The organism is Amycolatopsis tolypomycina (assembly GCF_900105945.1).
Classification (GTDB): domain Bacteria; phylum Actinomycetota; class Actinomycetes; order Mycobacteriales; family Pseudonocardiaceae; genus Amycolatopsis; species Amycolatopsis tolypomycina.
Genome location: NZ_FNSO01000004.1, coordinates 564,631 through 579,351 on the forward strand (window position 1 = coordinate 564,631; position 14,721 = coordinate 579,351).

A 14,721-nucleotide genomic window follows, 5' to 3' on the forward strand; every position below is an offset into this window, starting at 1 on the left:
GGGGCGCGTGACGGACGACGACGGCGCACGGCGCGTGCTGAAGGCGCACTGGTGTTTCGTGGCGTTCTTCGCGGGGATCGCCGGCTACTACCTGGCCAACCTGATCATCGCCGCGGCGGTCAACCGCAACGTCGGCGAGTTCGACCCCCTCGAACTGCACGACATCGGCCCGCTGCTGCTCCTGGCGTTCGTGCCCAACCTGCTGCTCGGCCTCGGCCCGGCGGCCGGCTCGTGGCTGTGGGGCGAGGGGCTGCGCAGGGACTTCGGCCTCAAGCCGACCTGGCGCGACGTCCGGATCGGCCTCGCCTGCGGCGTGCTCGCGCTGGTCGTCGGCTACCTGCTCAACCTGATGCTGATCGCGGTCTACGGTGCCGACGACGTCTCCGACAGCCCGCTGACCGACCTCGCCGACACCTTCGACGGCGACACCGTGTGGCTGGTGCTCGCGGCCGTGATCGTCATCGCCGGCGCGCCGATCACCGAAGAACTGCTGGTCCGCGGCACGCTGTGGAACGCGCTGTCGGTCCACCGGGTCCCGCCGTGGGTGGTGCTCGTACTCACCTCGCTCGTGTTCGCCCAGCTGCACGGCGAGCCGACCCGCACCATCGCGCTGTTCGGCCAGGGCATCGCGATGGGCCTGGCCCGGTACCTGTCCGGCCGGGTCGGCGCCGGGGTGATCGCGCACGCGGCCAACAACCTGCCGCCCGCGGTGCTGCTGTTCGTCGCGCACTGAACGTTGCGAAGTTCGATGGACAGTAGCTGGACGGATACTGTGCGATCACATCCCGGCGGCTAGGCTCGACACCTGGAGCCGAGCGACGCGGAGGGCAAGGCGTGACCACTTCCCAGCCCCGGGACCCGGCTGCCGACGCGACGCCGTTGCCCGAGCCAGAAGAGCCCGTCTTCCTGCCGCCCGCGCCGCGGCACCGGTGGGGCTTCGGGGCGTTCCTGCTCGTCGAGGCGGTGCTGCTGGCGTCCGCGGCCTTCGTGTCCGTCCTCGTCGGCGACACCGGTCCCGGCCCGCTGCCGATGCGCGTCGTGCTGCTCGGCACGATGCTGCCGACGATGATCGCGGCCGGCGTCGCCGTGCTGATCACGTACGTCCGCGGCAACGGGCCCGTCGCCGACCTGCGGCTCGAATGGCGCTGGGCCGACGTGAAGACCGGGCTGCGGTACGGCTGCGTGGGGCTCGTCTTCACCACCGTCGCCGCCTACCTGTGGACGCGGCTGGTGGGCGACGCGAACGCGACGTCGGCGATCAGCGCTCTGGTCGAAGACCGCCGGATGTCGATCTCGGCGGCCCTCGTGATGTTCGTCTACCTCTGGCTGCTCGGCCCGATCTGCGAGGAGATCATCTACCGCGGCCTGCTCTGGGGCGCGGCGGAGCAGCTGCAGTGGCGCAGCGAGCGCTGGGGCCGCGTCGCGGCGTTCCTGCTGTCTACGGCGGTGTTCGCGGCCAGCCACCTCGAGCCGCTGCGGACGACGTTGCTGCTGGTCATCGCGGTGCCGATCGGCCTGGTCCGGCTGGTCACCGGGCGGCTGCCGGGCAGTATCGTCGCGCACCAGGTGAACAACTTCCTGCCGGCGCTGACCATCCTGCTCGGGGCGCTCGGGGTGGCCTCTTTCTGAGTGCGCGGGTGCCATCTGGCAGAATGGTGCACTGCCTGCTTCCGCCGGACCCTCTCACCGCGCGAAAGCTCCTGACCTTCGGGTGCCCGCGTCCGTGTCCCCACTCGGCCCGCGTGCGCCCAGCCCAGCACCAGAGAGACTCGAGGAGAACCCACACCCGTGGCCGTCAAGATCAAGCTGCAGCGCCTCGGCAAGATCCGTGCGCCGTACTACCGCATCATCGTCGCCGACGCGCGCACCCGCCGGGACGGCAAGGCCATCGAGACGATCGGCAAGTACCACCCGAAGGAAGAGCCGAGCCTGATCGAGGTCGTCTCCGACCGCGCCCAGTACTGGCTGGGTGTCGGCGCGCAGCCGACCGAGCCGGTCCAGCGCCTGCTGGAGATCACCGGTGACTGGCAGAAGTTCAAGGGCCTGCCGGGCGCCGAGGGCACCCTGAAGGTGGCCGAGCCGAAGCCGTCCAAGCAGGACCTGTTCAACGCGGCGCTGGCCGCGGCCGGCGAGGAGCCCTCCGCCGACGCCACCACGCCGAAGAAGAAGTCCGCCCCGAAGAAGGCCGAGGCCGAGAAGGCGGAGGCCGCTGAGGGCGAGAAGTCCGAGTGAGTTTCCTCGCGGACTCCCTCGAGCACCTGGTGCGCGGGATCGTCGACAACCCGGACGAGGTCCGGGTCGAGCTGCTGACCACCCGCCGTGGCCGCACGCTCGAGGTGCACGTGCACCCCGATGACCTCGGCAAGGTGATCGGCCGGGGTGGTCGCACGGCGACCGCCCTGCGCACCGTCATGGGTGGCATCGGTGGCCGCGGCGTCCGCGTGGACGTCGTCGACACCGACCGCTGAGCCTTTCTTTCGGAAACGGTCAGGATGGACGTCGTAGTCGGCCGCATCGCGAAGGCGCACGGAATCCGCGGGGAACTCGCGGTGGACGTGCGCACGGACTCGCCGGAAGAGCGGTTCAAGATCGGTGCGGCCGTCACGACGAAGCTGCGTGACGGCAGCAAGAGGGAACTCACCATCGCAGCCGCCCGCGAACACAGCGGGCGGCTGCTGGTGCGTTTCGAGGAGGTCCTCACCCGCGACGTCGCCGAGACGCTGCGGGGCGCGCTGCTCGTGGCCGACACGGCCGCGCTGCCGCCGACCGCGGACCCCGACGAGTTCTACGACCACGAGCTGGCCGGCCTGCGGGCCGAGCTGACCGACGGCACGGTCGTCGGGAAGGTCGTCGAGGTCGTCCACTCGCCCGCCGGCGAGCTGCTGGAGCTGAACGTGGACGGCCGTTCGGCGCTCGTGCCGTTCGTCCGCGCGATCGTCCCCACCGTGGACGTCGCCGGTGGCCGCGTCGTGCTCGACCCGCCGGAAGGGCTCCTGGACGCCTGATGCGGATCGACGTCGTCACGATCTTCCCCGAATACCTCGACCCGCTGCGCGCCGCGCTGTTGGGCCGGGCGATCGACCGCGGCCTCATCGAGGTCGGCGTGCACGACCTGCGCGACTGGACCCACGACGTCCACCGCGCGGTCGACGACGCGCCGTACGGCGGCGGTCCCGGCATGGTCATGAAGCCGCAGATCTGGGGCCCGGCCCTGGACGACGTCTGCACGGCCGAGACGCGCCTCGTCGTCCCGACGCCGGCGGGGAAGCCGTTCACCCAGGAGCTGGCGCACGCCTACGCGGCGGAAAAGCACCTGGTGTTCGCCTGCGGGCGCTACGAGGGCATCGACCAGCGGGTCGTCGACGACGCCGCGCGCCGGATGCCGGTCGACGAGGTGTCGATCGGCGACTACGTGCTGGTCGGCGGCGAGGCGGCGGTGCTGGTCATCGTCGAGGCCGTCGTCCGGCTGCTGCCCGGCGTGCTCGGCAACGCGCGTTCGGCCGCGGAGGACTCCTTCTCCGACGGCCTGCTCGAGGGGCCCAGCTACACGCGCCCGGAGGTGTGGCGCGACCTGGCGGTGCCGGACGTGCTGCGGTCGGGCAACCACGCCCTGATCGACCGCTGGCGGCGTGACCAGGCCCTCGAGCGCACGGCCCGCCGCCGCCCCGATCTCCTGGCGGCGCTGCCGGAAGGTAGTCTCGACAAGCACGATCGCGGGGTCCTGGAGGGCTTGGACCCCGAGCAGGCCGAGGGCCGGTTCTCCCGGCCCGATCCCGGTCTGTAATACTTGACAGGTTGGCGTGAGTGGACCTCCTCGTCCACGAGCCCGCCATCAGCCCCCCGGGTCGCCCGCAGCGGCACCGTTGCGCGCCCGGGATCTGTACGCAAGCCATACGAAGACGAGGACGGACCACCGATGAACACCCTGGACGCGCTGGACAAGCAGTCGCTGCGTTCCGACATCCCGGACTTCCGCCCGGGCGACACGCTCAAGGTGAGTGTCCGCGTCATCGAGGGCAACCGCGAGCGCAACCAGGTCTTCCAGGGCGTGGTCATCCGCCGTCAGGGCGGTGGCATCCGGGAGACCTTCACCGTGCGCAAGGTTTCGTTCGGCGTCGGCGTCGAGCGCACCTTCCCGGTGCACTCGCCGAACCTGGCCGAGATCGAGGTCCACAAGCGCGGCGACGTGCGGCGCGCGAAGCTGTACTACCTCCGCGACCTGCGCGGCAAGAAGGCCAAGATCAAGGAGCGCCGCGAGAACCGCGAGACGGCCTCGGCTAACTGAGTCACCACCCGGTTACCGGTAGCCTGACGACGTGGCCGAACCCGTGTCCCAGAACGCTCCCGAGGATGACCCCGATCGCTCCGCGGAGGACAAGCCCAGGCTGTCACGCTCCGAGGAGCGCGGGGGATCCCGCCGGCGGCGCGCCAAACCCGCCAAGAAACGGTCGTTCTGGAAGGAACTGCCGATCCTGCTCGTGATCGCACTGGTGCTCACGATCCTGATCCAGACATTCCTCGCGAAAGTCTTCATGATCCCTTCGGGGTCCATGGAGGCCACGCTGCACGGGTGTCCCGGGTGTACCGGAGACCGGATCCTCGTGGACCGGGTCACCTACGACTTCACCGAGCCCGCCCCGGGCGACGTGATCGTCTTCAAGGGCCCGCAGGCGTGGATCAACAACGAGATCCCGCCGCAGGAGTCGAGCAACATCGTCGTCCGCGGCCTGCGGGGTCTCGGCTCGCTGGTCGGGTTCGCCCCGCCGGACGAGCGCGACTTCGTCAAGCGGGTGATCGCGGTCGGCGGCCAGACCGTCCAGTGCTGCGACCAGCAGGGCCGCATGATCGTGGACGGCAAGTCGCTCGACGAGCCGTACATCTACTGGGAAAACCTGTCCAAACAGGAGCAGCAGTCCTTCGAACCGGTCAAGGTTCCCGCGGGGATGCTGTGGGTCCAGGGCGACAACCGCAACAACTCCGACGACTCCCGGTTCCAGGGCGGCGGCGGCGTGAACGGCGCGGTCCCGGTGGAGAACGTCATCGGCAAGGCCCGGATCATCGTCCTGCCGCCGAGCCGGTGGGGCGGGATCAGCGACCACAACCCGCAGCAATCGGCGCAGCCCGTGGCCCTGGGCGCGCCGGCCTGGCAGAGCGGGCTCCCGCTCGGCGCCGGGATCGCGGCGGCGTGGCCTGCGTTGTTCGTCGGGCGCAAGCTCAAGTCCGGACTGCGCCGGGCGGCCGGGCGGAAACCCTAGCCACCCGACCTTGCCGGCAGACGGGTGATCCAGCCTTGACACTTCCCGTTCCCCTGACGGCGGCCGAGCCGATCCGGCCACCGCGAGCCGTGGTGCGTGGCGACCTCTTCTGGGGGTTGCAGGGCGCGCTCGACCGCCGTGGCCTCGGCCCGGTCGCCGGTGTGGACGAAGCCGGTGCTGGCGCGTGCGCGGGGCCGCTGGTGGTCGCGGCCTGCGTGCTCAAGCAGGGCGACGCGGCGAAGCTGACCGACCTCACCGACTCCAAGATGATGACGGCCAAGGCGCGTGACCGGGTCTACGACCTGGTCCTCGCCCGGGCCGTCGACTACTCGGTGATCGTCATCCCGACCGAAGAGGTCGACCTCTACGGGATCCGGGTGATGAACCTGGAGGGCATGCGCCGCGCCGCGGCGGCCCTGCGCGTGTCGCCGGGCTACATCCTCACCGACGGGTTCCGCGTCCCCGGCCTCACGGCTCCGAACGCGGCGGTCATCAAGGGCGACCGGTCGGTGGCCTGCATCGCGGCCGCGTCGGTGCTGGCGAAGGTGACGCGAGACCGCATCATGGCGGGTTACCACAACGAACTCCCGCACTACGGGTTCGACGTGCACAAGGGGTACAGCACGTCCGACCACCTGGCGGCGCTGCGCGAGCACGGCCCCAGCGACGTCCACCGCTGGTCGTACACGAACGTGGCCACGGTCGCCGTCAAGCGCGGCCTGCGTCCGAGCCGCCCGGTCCTGCTGACGTACGCGGCGCTGGAAAAGGCCATGGAACCGCCCGCCGCGGCCGGCCTGTCCGCCGTCCTCGACGAGGCATTGGAGCCGCAACTCAGCCTGCCGCTGCATGCCCCGGCCGCGGGTGTGGGTCACAATGAACGCTCCGCCGGCGGAGCAGCAGCACGATCCCGAGGAGGGGCGCGGATTTCATGAGCGCAGAGGATCTCGAGAAGTACGAGACCGAGATGGAGCTCTCGCTGTACCGCGAGTACCGCGACATAGTCGGCCAGTTCTCGTACGTGGTGGAGACCGAGCGGCGGTTCTACCTGGCGAACGCGGTCGACGTCCAGGTCCGCGACGGCGGCGGCGAGGTGTACTTCGAGGTCCGCATGTCCGACGCGTGGGTCTGGGACATGTATCGCCCGGCCCGCTTCGTCAAGCACGTCCGGGTCATCACGTTCAAGGACGTCAACGTGGAGGAACTCGACAAGCCGGATCTCCGGCTCCCCGAGGACGGCCCCTTCTCGGGCTGACGTTCGTCTTCGTCCCGCGCCGGCTCACCACCTCGGTCGAGCCGGCGCGGTTTTTCGTGTCGTCGGTCCGGTAGCACATCCCACCGACACTTCGGGTGGTTCGCCGGTACTCCGTGGACCGGTTGTCCACAACACCCCGGTTGTCCACAGCTTCGCGATCCGGCTCTGGTGAGCCCCCTCCGTGGGCTGGCATCGTCGAATGCGCACGCACCGTGATCGCCGGGACCGTCCCGGTGACCAGTGCGGACCGACGAGGGGGCGAACACGATGACGGGCACCGACGAGCTCGCCAGACACCGCCAGGATCTGGGCGCCTGGGGCGAAGACCTGGCGCTCCGGTACCTGCAGGACCGCGGGCTGGTCCTGCTGGCCCGCAACTGGCGCTGCCGCGAAGGCGAGCTGGACCTGGTCTTCACCGACCGCACCCGCGTCATCGTCTGCGAGGTGAAGACCCGCTCCGGAACCGAATTCGGCCTCCCGGGCGAGACGGTCACGGAGGAGAAAGCGGGCCGGGTCCGCCGCGCTGCCCAACGCTGGCTGCGCGAGTTCCGCATCGGCTGGTGTCCCGTCCGCTACGACGTCGTCACGATCCTCGCGGAACCGGGCACCCGGCCCCGCCTCCAGCACATCGAGGCGGCGTTCTGATGCCCATCGCCAAGGCCTGGTCGGCCGGCCTCCTCGGCATCAACGGCCGGGTGATCGAGATCGAGGCCGACCTCGGCGGCGGCCTGAGCCGGATCACCCTCGTCGGCCTGCCCGACGCCGGGCTGCGCGAGGCGAAGGACCGCGTCCGGTCCGCCGTCCGCAATTCCGGGCAGCCCTGGCCCGACGGCAAGATCACCCTCGGCCTGTCGCCGGCGAACCTGCCCAAGATGGGGTCCGCTTTCGACCTGGGCATCGCGGCGGCGGTGCTCGCGGCGTCGGGCGCGGTCCCGGCGACCCGGCTGCTCGGCACCGTGCTGCTGGGCGAGCTCGCCTTGGACGGCCGGATCCGCGCGGTCCGCGGCATCCTCCCGGGCCTGCTCGCGGCTCGGGCGGAGGGCTACGGACGAGCCGTCGTGCCGACGGACTCCCTCGTCGAGGCCGCCCTCGTGGACGGCATCGAAGTCGCGGGCGCACCGCACCTGCGCGAGTTCGTGGCCTGGCTGAACCGCGAAGCGGAGCTGGCCCGCCCGGAGCCACCCGGCCCGGTGCCACCGCCGGAGGTACCGGACCTCGCGGACGTCATCGGCCAGCCGGAAGCACGCTGGGCGCTGGAGGTCGCCGCGGCGGGCGGCCACCACCTCCTGCTTTCCGGTCCGCCCGGGGTGGGCAAGACGATGCTGGCGAAGCGGCTCCCCGGCCTCCTCCCGCAGCTGACACCGGAGGAGTCCCTGGAGGTCACCGCGGTGCACTCGGTCGACGGCTCGTTGTCGAAGTCCTCACCGCTGGTCACGGTCCCGCCCTTCGTGGCCCCGCACTATTCGATCTCCGTCCCGGCCCTGATCGGCGGCGGCAGCGGAATAGCCTCGCCGGGCGCGATCAGCCGAGCCCACCGCGGAGTCCTGTTCCTCGACGAGGTGTGCGAGTTCGGCGGGCAGTGCCTCGAGTCGCTCCGAACCGTCCTGGAGGAGGGCGAGGTACGCATCGCCCGGGTCAAGGGCGCGATCACGTACCCGGCGCGCTTCCAGCTGGTCCTGGCCACCAACCCGTGCGCATGCGCACCGCCCAAGGACGCCGACTGCGTGTGCTCCCCGACGGCCCGGCGCCGCTATCTGGCCAAGCTGTCCGGACCCCTGCTGGATCGCGTCGACCTGAGAGTCCGCCTACGGCCCCTGAGCGCGATCACCGCCCACGACACAGGCCCGGCAGAGCCCTCGGAGGCGGTGCGTGAGCGGGTGCTCGCGGCACGCGAGCGCGCAGCCCAACGCTGGAGCGACCACGGCTGGCTGTCCAACTCCGAGGTCCCCGGCCCGGCCCTGCGTCGCGAGTTCGCCCTCCCCGCCACCGCAACGGCGGTGCTGGACCGAGCAATGGAGAGAGGAGCCCTGAGCGGCCGCGGAGCCGACCGTTGCCTACGCATCGCCTGGACACTGGCCGACCTCGACGCCGAGCCTCGCCCCGGAGCAGACCAGGTAAGTGCGGCCCTGGCATTCCGAGAGCGGGTGGCGGCATGACCGCGGACGAGGTGCGGCAGGCTCGTGCGACCGTGTCGCGCGCAGCCGAGTCCCCGGCGTCCATCGCCGGGCTCGGGCGCGTGGTTTACCTGTTGCCTGCAGCAGAGCCCTCGGCGCCGGCGGTGGTCGCCTCCCGCGTCCGGCGCGGTTTCGCGGCCTCCCGAGTTCTGGCGGTCTCGCCCCCGGCGCCGGCCGGCGTGACATTTGTCGGCGACGTTAGGTCGACACGGATGCCGGTCATCGGGGATCGGATGGCCGAGCGGCCGGTGTTGGCGGGTGTGGCCTTTGCTAGCGATGGCAGGTCGGCGCCGGTGTCGGCCCGCCGCGATCGGATGGTCGAGTTGCCGGTGCTGGCAGGCGTCTCGTTTGCCGGCGGCCGCGGGCCGGTGCGGGTGCCGGCCCTTCGGAAGCAGGTGGTGGCATGACCGCGGACGAGGTGCGGCAGGCTCGTGCCTACCTGTTGCGCGTGGCGGAACCTCCCGCACCCGCGCTCGTGGAGTTCGTCGCCGAGCACGGTCCGGTCGCGGCAGCCGCGCGGGTCCGGCGTGGCGATTGCCCGGCTGAAGTAGTCAAGGTGACCGAGGCGCGTCGCGGCTACGACCTCGTCGCCCAGGACTTCGCCCGCGCCGCCGCGGCAGGCGCTCGGCTGGTCGTGCCCGAGGACGAGGAGTGGCCCCGCTGGCCGCTGCACGCCGTGGACCTCGCCGCCCAGCATGGGGTGGCCGAAGCCGTGCCGCCCTTGGCCTTGTGGGTGGCCGGTGAGGGTGCGCTCGGCGCCGCTGCCGATCGGGCTGTGGCCATCGTCGGTGCCCGGGCCGCGACCGCCTACGGCGAGCACCACGCCGCCGAGTTCGCGTTCGGGCTGGCCGGCCGCGGCGTGCCGATCTTCTCGGGCGCCGCCTACGGCATCGACGGGGCAGCCCACCGTGGCGCGCTCGCCGCCGAGGGCGTCACCGTCGCGGTGCTGGGATGCTCTGTCGACACCGGCTATCCGGCGGGGCACATCAGCATGCTGAACCGGATCGCCCGCTCCGGCGGCAACGTCGTCAGCGAGTACCCGCCCGGCACCCCGCCAGGGCGGCACCGCTTCCTCGTCCGGAACCGGCTCATCGCCGCCCTGACCGAGGGCACCCTGGTGGTCGAAGCGGGGCGCCGCAGCGGTGCCCGCAACACCGCCAGTACCGCCGGTGCCTTCGGCAAGGTGGTGATGGCCCTGCCTGGACCCGTGTCGTCCGGGATGTCCGTCGGCTGCCATGAACTGATCCGCGACGCCAAAGCGACGCTGGTGTCGACCGTCGACGAGGTCCTCGAGACCGTCGGCCGCTTCGGGACCGCCGAGGACACCGCCACGAGCCGGCCGAAACGGCGTACGGACCGGCTGGGGCCCGAGGCACTGCGCGCCTTCGAAGCACTCACTGTGCGCGCCGACCGGTCCGACACCGAGGTCGCGGCCGAGTCGGGCCTCCCACTGCGGCGGGTGCGGGCACTGCTGCCCGAGCTGGAGATCGACGGATTCGCCGTCCGCGGGGACTCCGGTTGGCGACGACGAAAGGAAAGCGCATGACGGCCACGAAATCCGGGCGAAATCGTCGACGGCGTTCGGCCGGTCCGGTGGGGCCGCGTGGCGATCCTTGACCGGAGGCAATTGTTCGCGCAGCGTGACAGCCATGCCGTCACCACGCTCCGGCCGGGCCCGCCGTCCCGACTTGCGCGCGGTCCGGGCCGCGTTGCCCGAGCCCGTGCGGGCCGTCGTGACCGCCTACGAACGGCACCTCGGGCTCGAACGCGGCCTGTCCGCGCACACCGTCAGGGCGTACGTCGGCGATGCCGTGTCGCTGCTGGGGTTCGTCGTGGACGGCGGCGGCGAGGTCACGGAGCTCGACCTCGCCCGGCTGCGGGCGTGGCTCGCCGCGCAGCAGTCCGGCGGGGCGAGCCGGACGACGCTGGCGCGGCGGGCTGCCTCGGCTCGGACGTTCACCGCCTGGGCGCACCGCACCGGCGTGCTGGCGACGGACCCGGGTGGCCGGCTCGCCGCCCCGCGGGCGCATCGCACCCTGCCCGGGGTGTTGCGTGCCGGACAGGCGGGGGAGGTCATGCAGGCGTCGGCCGCCGGCGCGGCGCAGCGCGATCCCGTCGCCCTGCGTGATCGCGCGATCGTCGAACTGCTCTACGCCACGGGCATCCGCGTGTCCGAGTTGTGCGGGCTGGACGTCGGCGGGGCCGACTTCTCCCGTCGTGTCGTGACGGTGCTGGGCAAGGGCGGTAAGGAACGCGTCGTCCCGTTCGGCGTTCCGGCGGCGGAGGCGCTCGCCGACTGGATCGACGACGGACGGCCGAAGATCGTCGCCGAAACCGGTGGTGAGAGCGCCGAGCCCGCGCTTTTCCTCGGTGTCCGGGGCAAACGCGTCGATCCGCGCACGGTCCGGCGCGTCGTCCACGACGCCGTCACGGCGGTGCCCGGAGCGGCCGACATGGGGCCCCATGGCCTGCGGCATTCCGCCGCGACGCATCTGCTCGAAGGGGGTGCCGATCTCAGGAGCGTTCAGGAACTGCTTGGTCACGCTACGCTTGCCACGACGCAGCTCTACACTCATGTGACCGTCGACCGGTTGAAAGCGATCCATGACCGAGCGCATCCCAGGGCCTGAGGCGGTCCGGGGAGGCTCGCCGGGGTCGGCACCAGCAGGTCCGGCGGCGCACGCGCATCCGCACGAGCACGGAGACGACACTGAGCCGCATGCCGAGAACGACTGTGCAATGACCGCAGGCCCGCACGTGACCGAAGCCGCCGGAGTGAGCACTCACGGTGAGGCTGGCGCGCCCGCGGAAACCCGCGCCGGCTACGACGTCGACGCCGGGATCGCGGCTCTGTGGCAGCAGTTCGCCGACAGTCCGGACCAGGCGTCGCGCGATCGGCTCGTGCTCCACTACGCCCCGCTGGTCAAGTACGTCGCCGGGCGGGTCGGCACCGGCCTGCCCACCCACATCGACGTGGGCGACCTCGTGCAGTCGGGCATCTTCGGGCTCGTCGACGCGATCGAGAAGTTCGACCCCGAGCGCGGCCTGCGCTTCGAGACCTACGCGATGCAGCGCATCCGCGGCGCGATCCTCGACGACCTCCGTTCGCAGGACTGGGTGCCCCGTGCGGTCCGCAGCAAGGCGAAGGAGGCGGAACGCGCGATGGAGCGCCTCGGCGCCCGCCTGCACCGCACCCCGACCGACGCGGAGCTCGCCGCCGAACTCGGCATCGGCCTCGACGACCTGCGCGACTTCTACGGCCAGCTGCAGCTCACCAGCGTCGTCGCGCTGGAGGACCTGGTGGCCGCGGGCAAGGACAGCGGCTCACTGGTCGACACGCTGCCCGACGACGACGCCGTCGACCCGGTCGCGGTGCTCGTCGACCAGGACAACCGCCGCCAGCTCGCCCAGGCGATCGCGCAGCTGACCGAGCGGGACAAGATCGTGGTCAGCCTCTACTACTTCGAGAGCCTGACCCTCGCCGAGATCGGCAAGGTCCTCGGCGTCACGGAGTCGCGGGTCAGCCAGCTGCACACGCGGGCGGTCATGCGGCTGCGCGCCAAGCTGGTCGAGCAGACCGGCACCTGATCACCGACCACCTCCCCACGGCTTGAGCCGGTACTCGCCGGCCTCGCCGGTCAGGGCGAGGGGATCGACGTACTCCTCGCCCCGCCGCACGCCCCAGTGCAGGCACGCCGCCACCGCGCAGCCGGGATGCCCGGCGAGGACGGTGCCGAGCACCTGGCCCCGGTAGACCTGCTCGCCCACGGCCACCTTCGCCGCGACGGGCTCGTAGGTGGTCCGCAGCCCACCGTCGTGATCGACGGAGAGCACGGGCCGCCCACCGACCAATCCGGCGAACACGACGACGCCCGCATCGGCGGCCAGCACGTCCTGCCCGGGCACGGCGGCCAGGTCGACTCCGCGATGCCCGGGACCGAACGGTGTTTCGGGGGCGTCGAAGTACTTCGTGATCACCGGAACGGGTGATAGGGGCCAGGAGAGCCGCGCATGCCGCACGGCGCGCGAGCCGCCCGGGCCAGGCCCGGGGGCAGCCGAGGGTGGCCACGCCGGAGCGATCATGAGCGCGACCGCCCACGGCACGGCCTGCCCGCGCACGGCACCGGGGAGGACCTCCGGTGCGGCCGGCGGGAAGTCGACGGTGGCGAGCCGACCGGCTCGAGGCTCGGCCGCGGTCCAGGTCGAGGTTGCAGGCGAGGCGAAGTCGCGCGCCCATGGCTCGGCCACCGCCGGCTCTGCGGGCCACCAGGTTGAGGTGGGCGCGTGCGCGGTGAGGTCGCCGGTCCGTGGCTCGGCCACCGCCGGCTCGGTGGGCCACCGGGAGTTCGTTGCGCGCCGGGTGAGGTCGGCTGTCCGTGGCTCGGCCACCGCCGGCTCCGCGGGCCACCAGGGCGAGCCGATTGTGTGCGAGGCGAGGTCACGCGCCCGTGGCTCGGCCACCGCCGGCTCTGTCAGCCGCCCGTGCGATTCCGCTGCCGCTGTGACCGGACCACCCGGATCACCTCGCCGAGGCTCGGCCCACGACCCGGCGCTCCACACACCCGCCTCGGGTGGTGCGAGGCCGCCCGTCCACTGCTCCGGTGCCGTTCGCGCCGGGCTGGATCCGGCCGCACCTGTCCACAGCTTCGCCGCCGATGCCGGCACCTCGCCTCGCCCAGCCGCCGAGCCCGGCGCGCCGACACTCGTCTCTCCGCTCGCGAACCCACCTCCCAAAACCGTCATGACCAGGGCAAACGTGCCCCATAACCACCCCGGCGCCCACGGCCGGGAACGCTTGATCGACTCCATGTCTCCAGACTGCGGTACCCCGATGCCTCGTGGGCCGCCGTCGCCGAATCTGTGGATAACCGGACCCGATGTGGACAACTGCGTCGTCCGGTGGCCGCCGGTGGGGGAGGGGGTGGTGGGAGGGGGTAGAATCTTCTGCGCAGTCCGTTTCAGCGGGCTGACTTCGCGTGCACGTGCGCGTTTCCCCTTCTGGACACAGCCGGGGGAGCGCACGGGGTCCGGCGGTCTTCGGGAGTTCTCACTCGCGGGGTCCGGGCACCGGCGCGGGCACCAGGGCGAACGGCCACCCGGCCGCGAGCGACAACCGAGCAGCGCGTCCGGCCGAGGCAGGGCGCGCACTACACAGAAGAGGTGTGATTCCGGCAATGGCCGTCGTCACCATGAAGCAGCTGCTCGACAGCGGCGTGCACTTCGGGCACCAGACCCGCCGGTGGAACCCGAAGATGAAGCGCTACATCTTCACCGAGCGCAACGGCATCTACATCATCGACCTGCAGCAGACGCTGACCTACATCGACCGTGCGTACGAGTTCATCAAGGAGACCGTCGCGCACGGCGGCACCATCATGTTCGTCGGCACCAAGAAGCAGGCTCAGGAAGCCATCGCCAACGAGGCCGCGCGCGTGGGCATGCCCTACGTCAACCAGCGCTGGCTCGGCGGCATGCTGACCAACTTCCAGACCGTGCACAAGCGCCTCCTCCGTCTCAAGGAGCTCGAGGCCCAGGAGCAGACCGGTGGCTTCACCGGCCTCACCAAGCGCGAGATCCTGACGCTGACCCGCGAGAAGGAAAAGCTGGAGAAGACCCTCGGCGGTATCCGCGACATGGCCAAGGTGCCGAGCGCGGTGTGGATCGTCGACACCAAGAAGGAGCACATCGCCGTCGGCGAGGCTCGGAAGCTGAACATCCCGGTCGTCGCGATCCTGGACACCAACTGCGACCCGGACGAGGTCGACTACCCGATCCCGGGCAACGACGACGCCATCCGCTCGGCCGCGCTGCTGACCAAGGTCGTCGCCGAGGCCGCGGCCGCCGGTCTGATGGCGCGCTCCAGCCGCAACGGTGCTTCGGCCGACGCGAAGCCGGAGCCGGGTGTCGCCGCGGACGAGCCGCTGGCCGAGTGGGAGAAGGAGCTGCTCGCCGGCTCCGAGACCGCCGCCGCCGACGCGAACGAGGCCGCTGCCGCGACCGAGGCCGCCACCGAGCAGGCGACCGCCTCCTCCTGATGCTC

18 protein-coding genes are annotated in these 14,721 nt (G+C 71.6%); 17 read left to right on the forward strand and 1 reads right to left on the reverse strand.

Features of this window, described 5'->3' with window-relative positions; translation table 11 throughout:
- The first annotated feature begins 7 nt into the window (after positions 1 to 7).
- The 16 genes from BLW76_RS13280 (at position 8) to BLW76_RS13355 (ending at position 12,269) form a co-directional block, all read left to right on the forward strand.
- Positions 8 to 733: a CPBP family intramembrane glutamic endopeptidase gene (locus tag BLW76_RS13280; protein ID WP_091306783.1), complete on the forward strand. Its 726-nt coding sequence runs from the start codon at positions 8 to 10 to the stop codon at positions 731 to 733.
- A 101-nt stretch (positions 734 to 834) separates the two neighbouring features.
- Complete coding sequence (locus BLW76_RS13285) at positions 835 to 1,629, forward strand: CPBP family intramembrane glutamic endopeptidase (protein WP_091306784.1); 795 nt, start codon at positions 835 to 837, stop codon at positions 1,627 to 1,629.
- 159 nt (positions 1,630 to 1,788) lie between these two features.
- Entirely contained in the window at positions 1,789 to 2,232 is a 444-nt protein-coding gene (rpsP, locus tag BLW76_RS13290) for a 30S ribosomal protein S16 (protein ID WP_091306787.1), read from the forward strand.
- Positions 2,229 to 2,468, forward strand: coding sequence for an RNA-binding protein (locus BLW76_RS13295; protein WP_003103110.1), 240 nt, complete (start codon positions 2,229 to 2,231; stop codon positions 2,466 to 2,468). The genes rpsP and BLW76_RS13295 overlap by 4 nt, the downstream gene beginning before the upstream one ends.
- Before the next feature lie 24 nt (positions 2,469 to 2,492).
- Complete coding sequence (rimM, locus tag BLW76_RS13300) at positions 2,493 to 3,005, forward strand: ribosome maturation factor RimM (RefSeq protein ID WP_091306789.1); 513 nt, start codon at positions 2,493 to 2,495, stop codon at positions 3,003 to 3,005.
- Complete coding sequence (trmD, locus tag BLW76_RS13305) at positions 3,005 to 3,784, forward strand: tRNA (guanosine(37)-N1)-methyltransferase TrmD (protein WP_091306791.1); 780 nt, start codon at positions 3,005 to 3,007, stop codon at positions 3,782 to 3,784. The genes rimM and trmD overlap by 1 nt, the downstream gene beginning before the upstream one ends.
- A gap of 132 nt (positions 3,785 to 3,916) precedes the next feature.
- Positions 3,917 to 4,285, forward strand: a complete 369-nt coding sequence (rplS, locus tag BLW76_RS13310) for a 50S ribosomal protein L19 (RefSeq protein WP_091306793.1) — start codon at positions 3,917 to 3,919, stop codon at positions 4,283 to 4,285.
- A 31-nt stretch (positions 4,286 to 4,316) separates the two neighbouring features.
- Complete coding sequence (gene lepB / locus BLW76_RS13315; protein ID WP_091306796.1) at positions 4,317 to 5,255, forward strand: signal peptidase I; 939 nt, start codon at positions 4,317 to 4,319, stop codon at positions 5,253 to 5,255.
- A gap of 89 nt (positions 5,256 to 5,344) precedes the next feature.
- On the forward strand, positions 5,345 to 6,187 hold the full coding sequence (locus BLW76_RS13320; protein ID WP_091306798.1) for a ribonuclease HII: 843 nt from the start codon (positions 5,345 to 5,347) through the stop codon (positions 6,185 to 6,187).
- Positions 6,184 to 6,507: a DUF2469 domain-containing protein gene (locus tag BLW76_RS13325; RefSeq protein WP_003096226.1), complete on the forward strand. Its 324-nt coding sequence runs from the start codon at positions 6,184 to 6,186 to the stop codon at positions 6,505 to 6,507. The genes BLW76_RS13320 and BLW76_RS13325 overlap by 4 nt, the downstream gene beginning before the upstream one ends.
- Positions 6,508 to 6,774: 267 nt before the next feature.
- Positions 6,775 to 7,152, forward strand: coding sequence for a YraN family protein (locus tag BLW76_RS13330; protein WP_091319350.1), 378 nt, complete (start codon positions 6,775 to 6,777; stop codon positions 7,150 to 7,152).
- On the forward strand, positions 7,152 to 8,663 hold the full coding sequence (locus tag BLW76_RS13335; RefSeq protein ID WP_091306800.1) for a YifB family Mg chelatase-like AAA ATPase: 1,512 nt from the start codon (positions 7,152 to 7,154) through the stop codon (positions 8,661 to 8,663). The genes BLW76_RS13330 and BLW76_RS13335 overlap by 1 nt, the downstream gene beginning before the upstream one ends.
- Positions 8,660 to 9,088, forward strand: coding sequence for a hypothetical protein (locus tag BLW76_RS13340; protein ID WP_091306802.1), 429 nt, complete (start codon positions 8,660 to 8,662; stop codon positions 9,086 to 9,088). The genes BLW76_RS13335 and BLW76_RS13340 overlap by 4 nt, the downstream gene beginning before the upstream one ends.
- Positions 9,085 to 10,227, forward strand: a complete 1,143-nt coding sequence (gene dprA / locus BLW76_RS13345; protein WP_091306805.1) for a DNA-processing protein DprA — start codon at positions 9,085 to 9,087, stop codon at positions 10,225 to 10,227. Before BLW76_RS13340 ends, dprA begins: the two co-directional genes overlap by 4 nt.
- A gap of 103 nt (positions 10,228 to 10,330) precedes the next feature.
- Positions 10,331 to 11,311: a tyrosine recombinase XerC gene (locus BLW76_RS13350; RefSeq protein ID WP_091306808.1), complete on the forward strand. Its 981-nt coding sequence runs from the start codon at positions 10,331 to 10,333 to the stop codon at positions 11,309 to 11,311.
- A gap of 109 nt (positions 11,312 to 11,420) precedes the next feature.
- Positions 11,421 to 12,269 carry a FliA/WhiG family RNA polymerase sigma factor gene (locus BLW76_RS13355; protein WP_091306811.1) on the forward strand — a complete coding sequence of 283 codons (849 nt, stop codon included), beginning with the start codon at positions 11,421 to 11,423 and terminating at the stop codon, positions 12,267 to 12,269.
- On the opposite strand, the gene BLW76_RS13360 is transcribed toward BLW76_RS13355, so the two are convergent.
- Positions 12,270 to 12,764 (reverse strand): M23 family metallopeptidase, encoded by a 495-nt coding sequence (locus BLW76_RS13360; RefSeq protein WP_244170651.1) that lies wholly within the window; start codon positions 12,762 to 12,764, stop codon positions 12,270 to 12,272.
- Between the two features lie 1,091 nt (positions 12,765 to 13,855).
- Between BLW76_RS13360 and rpsB the strand changes: the two genes are divergently transcribed.
- Positions 13,856 to 14,716, forward strand: a complete 861-nt coding sequence (gene rpsB, locus BLW76_RS13365) for a 30S ribosomal protein S2 (protein WP_091306814.1) — start codon at positions 13,856 to 13,858, stop codon at positions 14,714 to 14,716.
- Positions 14,717 to 14,721 lie beyond the last annotated feature (5 nt).

Excerpts from the sequence above, each read along its gene's own strand:
- rimM (WP_091306789.1), top strand. The coding sequence starts at position 2,493 with ATGGACGTCGTAGTCGGCCGCATCGCGAAGGCGCACGGAATCCGCGGG.
- trmD (WP_091306791.1), top strand. The coding sequence starts at position 3,005 with ATGCGGATCGACGTCGTCACGATCTTCCCCGAATACCTCGACCCGCTG.
- rplS (WP_091306793.1), top strand. The coding sequence starts at position 3,917 with ATGAACACCCTGGACGCGCTGGACAAGCAGTCGCTGCGTTCCGACATC.
- BLW76_RS13325 (WP_003096226.1), top strand. The coding sequence starts at position 6,184 with ATGAGCGCAGAGGATCTCGAGAAGTACGAGACCGAGATGGAGCTCTCG.
- BLW76_RS13330 (WP_091319350.1), top strand. The coding sequence starts at position 6,775 with ATGACGGGCACCGACGAGCTCGCCAGACACCGCCAGGATCTGGGCGCC.
- BLW76_RS13335 (WP_091306800.1), top strand. The coding sequence starts at position 7,152 with ATGCCCATCGCCAAGGCCTGGTCGGCCGGCCTCCTCGGCATCAACGGC.
- BLW76_RS13340 (WP_091306802.1), top strand. The coding sequence starts at position 8,660 with ATGACCGCGGACGAGGTGCGGCAGGCTCGTGCGACCGTGTCGCGCGCA.
- dprA (WP_091306805.1), top strand. The coding sequence starts at position 9,085 with ATGACCGCGGACGAGGTGCGGCAGGCTCGTGCCTACCTGTTGCGCGTG.
- BLW76_RS13350 (WP_091306808.1), top strand. The coding sequence starts at position 10,331 with ATGCCGTCACCACGCTCCGGCCGGGCCCGCCGTCCCGACTTGCGCGCG.
- BLW76_RS13355 (WP_091306811.1), top strand. The coding sequence starts at position 11,421 with ATGACCGCAGGCCCGCACGTGACCGAAGCCGCCGGAGTGAGCACTCAC.
- BLW76_RS13360 (WP_244170651.1), bottom strand. The coding sequence starts at position 12,764 with ATGATCGCTCCGGCGTGGCCACCCTCGGCTGCCCCCGGGCCTGGCCCG.
- rpsB (WP_091306814.1), top strand. The coding sequence starts at position 13,856 with ATGGCCGTCGTCACCATGAAGCAGCTGCTCGACAGCGGCGTGCACTTC.